Source organism: uncultured Eudoraea sp., from assembly GCF_947258525.1.
Lineage (GTDB): Bacteria > Bacteroidota > Bacteroidia > Flavobacteriales > Flavobacteriaceae > Eudoraea.
On sequence record NZ_CAMYIP010000230.1, the window covers coordinates 1 to 5,007 of the forward strand.

General features: G+C 40.5%; 3 protein-coding genes. All 3 read left to right on the top strand.

Annotated elements, in window-relative coordinates; translation table 11 throughout:
• A partial coding sequence (locus Q0X89_RS17680) for a SusC/RagA family TonB-linked outer membrane protein (protein ID WP_297696663.1) occupies nucleotides 1–1,493 on the top strand: 1,493 nt, incomplete at its 5' end.
• A gap of 11 nt (nucleotides 1,494–1,504) precedes the next feature.
• The gene (locus tag Q0X89_RS17685) at nucleotides 1,505–2,971 is read left to right on the top strand and encodes a RagB/SusD family nutrient uptake outer membrane protein (RefSeq protein ID WP_297696665.1); all 1,467 of its coding nucleotides are present in this window, start codon (nucleotides 1,505–1,507) and stop codon (nucleotides 2,969–2,971) included.
• 21 nt (nucleotides 2,972–2,992) lie between these two features.
• The coding region (locus Q0X89_RS17690; RefSeq protein WP_297696667.1) for a hypothetical protein at nucleotides 2,993–5,007 on the top strand (2,015 nt) is incomplete at its 3' end.

Genomic DNA, 5,007 nt, shown 5'->3' on the forward strand with positions numbered 1-5,007 from the left:
GCATATTCTCAGGAACTACACAAGGATTTTTTGAAACGGATGTGGATTTTGCATCTGCTAGAATAGAAGATACAGTAGATCAGCAGAATGGCTTAAAGGATAGCGGGTTAAGTGGTGAGTTTAGGGACAGGCTATTATCATACTTCCTAAGAGGTCAATACAACTATAAAGGCAAATACCTTATTTCGGCTATTATAAGAAGGGATGGATCTTCTAAGTTTGGACCCAATAATAGATTTGGTTATTTTCCTTCAGGTTCCGTTGGATGGGTAGCTTCAGATGAAAACTTTCTGGAAGAAAGTAAGGTAATTAACTTCTTGAAACTAAGGGGAAGTTATGGTATAGTTGGAAATGACAGAATACCCAGTAATGCTTTTAGATCGGTTTTATCCGGTGAGGCCACTTACGTATTCTCCAACGAACTGGTTTTTGGAAAGGCAATAGGGGTACTTTCAAATCCCGAAATTCAATGGGAACAACAGAAAACCTTGGATGTAGGTGTAGACATGAGATTATTTGATAATAGGGTAGATATCACAGCAGATTATTTCAATAAAAGAACAGATGGACTCTTATTGCAACCTCCGGTTTCAGGTATTTTGGGAGCCACTGCTCCAGGGTCTCAGCCACCGGTTGTAAATGCTGGTATAGTTGATAACAGTGGATTTGAATTTGCTGCAGGTTATAGCAATAACTCTGCGAACGACTTCACCTTTGGAATAAATTATAATGTTACCTTTTTAAATAACAAAGTAGTCTCTGTTAATAATGGCGTTGGATTTATTGCAGCCGGATCGTTTGGCGTGGGTCAGGAACCCCCATCAAGAATGGAAAGTGGTAAGCCTATCGGATATTTCTACGGCTTGCAAACTGACGGTATTTTTCAGAATCAGGCAGAAGTAGATGCTCATGCCACTCAGGTGGATGCGGCACCGGGTGATTTAAGATTTGTGGATATTAATGGGGATGGTGAAATAGATTCAGATGACAGAACGGATCTAGGTAACCCGATACCAAATGCAACGATGGGCTTAAATTTTTCGGCTAAATATAAAGACTTTGATTTTACCGCTTATGCCTTTGCTTCAATAGGGAATGATATTGTAAGGAATTATGAGCGAAATCAGCCTCTGGTAAACAAATCGGTATATACCCTGAACAGGTGGACAGGAGAAGGATCTACCAATTCTTTTCCACGAGTGACCACAGGAGCTACCCAAAATACACTATTTTCAGATTTCTATGTGGAAGATGGTTCATTTGTAAGATTGCAAAATGCGCAACTAGGATATACCTTGCCTGTTAGCGTAGTTGAAAAAGCAGGGATAGACAAACTTCGTTTTTATATTTCGGTAAACAACCTTTTTACCTTAACCAAATATAAAGGGTATGACCCAAGTGCCTCTTCCGGGGCTCCTATAGGCGCTGGAATAGATCAGGGGTTTTATCCGGTGCCCAGAACTTTTTTATTAGGACTTAATTTTCAATTTTAAAAGTAATAAAGATGAAAAATAACATGACTAAATATTCATTGATCGCCTTTATTTCTGCTTTTGTATTATTCTCTTGTAGTGATAGCTTCGTCGATATAGATTCATTTAATGAAGACTCTGAAAATTTCTTTAACTCACAGGCAGACTATGAGGATGCTCTTATTGGGGCCTATGATTTACTGCAGTCCAGCTACTTAAATGTTTTGTTAGGTGAAATTGCTTCAGATAATACGGTTGCCGGTGGCGAAAGTGCTACAGATGTACCCGGTATACAGGAAGTAGATAAAATGACCCATACCCCGGTAAATCAGCAATTAAGAGATATTTGGAGTTGGATGTTTGCAGGCGTAAACAGAGCCAATTATATTTTGGAGTTTAAAGATAAAACGGAGTTCCCTAATAGAAATGTAATTATTGCAGAAGCTACTTTCCTTAGGGCGTACTATTATTTTGAATTGGTTAAGTGGTTTGGAGATGTTCCGCTTGCCGTGGATCAAAGGTTACTTTTTGGAGACCAGGATGTAGTTGACAGAACACCTAAGGCAGAGGTTTATGCCCAGATTGAACAGGATTTAATATTTGCAGCGGCAAATCTTCCTGATACACAAAGCGAAATAGGCAGAGTAACAAAAGGAGCTGCGCAGGCTCTTTTAGGAAAGGTTTATCTATATCAGGATAAGTTTTCAGAAGCTGCTGCTGTGCTGGAGGATGTAATAAATAACGGGCCTTATGATTTGCTGGCAGATTACAGTACAATGTTCGAAAATGACAATGAGAATAATATTGAATCTGTCTTTGAAGTACAATATACGGATAAAGAAGGAGCAGGATTTGGTTGCCTTCAATGTAGTGAGGGTAATGTGGCTGTAGGTTTTAACGGTATCAGAAACTACACCGGACCTGAGTTTGAATCTGGCTTTAGTTTTAACGTTCCACGACAGGAAGTTGTAGATGAGTTCGAAGCCGGAGATCTAAGAAAAGATGTGGCCATTTTAGATATTGAAGCATGGGCTGCTGAAAATCCCGGAGTATCTTATACGGAAGGATTTGAGCATACAGGATATTACAATAGAAAGTATATACCCAGATTAGGGGATTTAAATACCGGCGATGCTAATCTTACGAATCCTAATAATTACAGAGCCATTCGTTTTGCAGATGTCCTGCTGATGGCGGCAGAAGCCAATAATAGGGGTGGTATAGACGAAAATAAGGCTCAACAATATCTGAACAGGGTAAGGAACAGGGCTGGTTTAGCTAATGTAACTGACACAGGAAGTTCATTAACAACAGCAATATATAAAGAAAGAAGGGTTGAACTGGTAGGTGAAGGCCATCATTTTTTTGATTTGGTAAGAACCGGCCGGGCGGCTCAGGAAATAGATGGATTTACTTCCGGGAAAAATGAATTGTTCCCAATTCCTTCTATTGAAATAGAATTGGCTGGTAACCGGTGGGCACAAAATCCGGGTTATTAATAAAAAATAAACTTTGAACAAATGAAAATTATAAAGCAATTATCGGTACTATTTTTAGTAATCAACTTATTTAATGCGTGCACAAAGAAGGAGACTTCTTATGCATTGCAGCAAATATCCGCACCTACAGATGTTAGTGCAGAATTTAATATAGCGCAGGACGAATCTGGTGAAGTAAGTGTTACGCCATCTGCAGTTGGAGCATCTTCTTTTGAGGTTTATTTCGGGGATGTGGAAAATGAGGAACCTACACTGGTAGCCCTCGGTGAAACCGCAATTCATGTATATGCAGAAGGGGAATTTACTTTAAGAATTGTTGCGGTTGGATTAACAGGGTTAAAAAGTGAGTTAAGCCGGATAGTAACCATTTCATTTGCTGCTCCAACTGATTTGGAATTGAATATCACTGCTTCAGAAACCAATCCTTTTGAGATATCTGTGGCGCCAACAGCAACGAATGCAACGGTCTTTGATATTTATTTTGGAGATGTTGAAAATGAAGAGCCTACGACTATAATGGCAGGCGAAAGTGCTACCTATGTCTATGACGAGATTGGGGACTATACAGTCAGAGTTGTAGCCAGGGGGGCAGGATCGGCCACTGTAGAATTATCAGAGGTTATTACCATATCTGGTGCTACAGAACCCGTAGAATTGCCTATTACTTTTGAAGATGCAACGGTAAATTATGTGATTAACGGTTTTGGAGCTTCGGATTTTGGGCCAATACCTGCTCAGATTATAGATAATCCGGATGCGAGTGGTATTAACACAAGCGCCAAAGTTCTAGAGATCAATAAATTAGCAGATGCTCAAACCTTTGCAGGGGCCGCAATTCCTTTAGCAGGAGCTATTGATTGGTCTGGTGGTACAACAATTGCCATTAAAGTATGGTCTCCGCGGGTTGGTACACCAATACGCTTTAAAATTGAAGATTCTTCTTCACCTCCGGATGGCAATGGAAATCCAACGGTCTTTGCCGAAGTAGAAGTGAATAGTACAGTGGCCTCTGGCTGGGAAGAATTGTTATTTGATATGACAGCTCCTGTGGCAGGTGCATTCGATACAAGTATTTCGTTTGATTCGTCAATTATATTTCCGGATTTTGGAAGCACTGGTCAGGGTGAATTATTCTATTTTGATGATGTAGCGATCGCAGGTACCGGTGGAGTTGGGGCAGCACCGGAGATACCAATAGATTTTGAATCGACTACTATAAATTATGTAATTAACGGTTTTGGTGCTTCGGATTTTGGACCAATACCTGCTCAGATAATAGATAATCCGGATGCTAGTGGTATTAACACAAGTGCCAAAGTTCTAGAGATCGATAAGTTAGCAGGTGCTCAAACCTTTGCAGGGGCCTCTATTCCTTTAGCAGGAGCTATTGATTGGTCTGGCGGTACCACAATTGCCATTAAAGTATGGTCTCCACGGGTTGGTACACCAATACGCTTTAAAATTGAAGATTCTTCGTCACCTCCGGATGGCAATGGAAATCCTACGGTCTTTGCGGAAGTAGAAGTGAACAGTACGGTGGCCTCTGGCTGGGAAGAGTTGTTATTTGATATGACAGCTCCTGTGGCCGGTGCTTTCAATACAAGTATCTCTTTTGATACGTCAATTATATTTCCGGATTTTGGAAGCAATGGACAGGGTGAATCGTTCTACTTTGATGATGTGATTATTGCAGGTACCGGTGGAATTGGAGCAGCACCGGAGATACCAATAGATTTTGAATCGACTACTATAAATTATGTAATTAATGGTTTTGGTGCTTCGGATTTTGGGCCAATACCGGCTCAGATAATAGATAATCCGGATGCTAGTGGTATTAACACAAGTGCCAAAGTTCTAGAGATCGATAAATTAGCAGGTGCTCAGACCTTTGCAGGGGCCTCTATTCCTTTAGCAGGACCTATTGATTGGTCCGGTGGCACAACAATTGCCATTAAAGTATGGTCTCCGCGGGTTGGTACACCAATACGCTTTAAAATTGAAGATTCTTCTTCACCTCCGGATGGCAATGGAAATCC

Bases quoted from the DNA above. Each gene is read 5' to 3' on its own strand.
- Q0X89_RS17685 (WP_297696665.1), top strand. From the start codon at position 1,505: ATGAAAAATAACATGACTAAATATTCATTGATCGCCTTTATTTCTGCT.